Raw genomic sequence first — 973 nt, forward strand, 5'->3', positions numbered from 1 at the left:
GAACAGGCATTGGCTCCTACGAAGACCCCGCCGACGCCCGTCGGGAAAAGCGCCGGCCGGGTAAGACGGGTAGGCCGGGAAAGTAGCGCCTTCCCCTTCTCCCAGAAGGGGAAGGGAAGCGCTCCGCCGCCGCCGCATTCCGCCGACCCACTTGCCACCAGCCCCGCCTTTGGTGTAATCGCTCCCCACACTCGAACGTCTTGAAAGGAGGGCTCACGTGTTTACGTTTCATCGTCACCATCGTCAGCGTGGCCCGATTTCTGCCCTGCGAGCTTGCTTGCAGGGCTGACCAGGGACGGTCCGGGTTTTTCCCGCTTCGATTTTTTGGTCTGCCCTTCGTGGTGTTGCAACGCCGAGCCTGATGGCCAGCCTGCGCACCGTCAAAGTGCATTGAACCGGACTTTTCCTCCGGCAAGACCAGAGAAATCAAATGGCCCTGATCAGCCTCAAATCCCTCGGCGTCACCATGAGTGCGCCGCTGTTTGCCAATCTCGACCTCACCATCGGCACCGGCGACCGGCTCGGCATTGTCGCCGCCAATGGCCGCGGCAAGTCGACTTTGCTGAAATGCCTGACCGGCGGGATGGAGCCGACCTCCGGTGACATCACCCGCACGCGCGGCCTGCGCGTCGGTCATGTCGAACAGTCGGTTGCCCCGGTCCTTCTCACCCGTACGTTCCGGCAGGTGGTGGCGGATGCCTTGCGGTCCGAGCAGGCCGAAAGCGAGATGTGGCGTGTCGACGTGGTTCTGGATTCACTCGACGTGCCCGAGCCGATGCGCGAGCGGCCAATGCAGGCGCTGAGTGGCGGCTGGCAGAGGCTTGCGCTAATCGCACGCGTCTGGGTCACCGATCCGGACGTGCTGTTGCTCGACGAGCCGACCAACCATCTCGACCTTGTCCGCATCAGCCAGCTCGAAACCTGGCTGAACACGCTGCCGCGCGAGGTGCCCGTCGTCATCGCCAGCCACGAC

General features: G+C 63.8%; 1 protein-coding gene. It reads left to right on the forward strand.

The annotated features are described in order from the left end of the window. Positions 1–430 precede the first annotated feature (430 nt). Positions 431–973: ATP-binding cassette domain-containing protein (locus EN925_RS37370; RefSeq protein WP_164894739.1), on the forward strand; the 543-nt coding region annotated here is incomplete at its 3' end.

This window comes from Mesorhizobium sp. M7A.F.Ca.US.006.04.2.1 (genome assembly GCF_004022915.1).
Classification (GTDB): Bacteria; Pseudomonadota; Alphaproteobacteria; order Rhizobiales; family Rhizobiaceae; genus Mesorhizobium; species Mesorhizobium ciceri.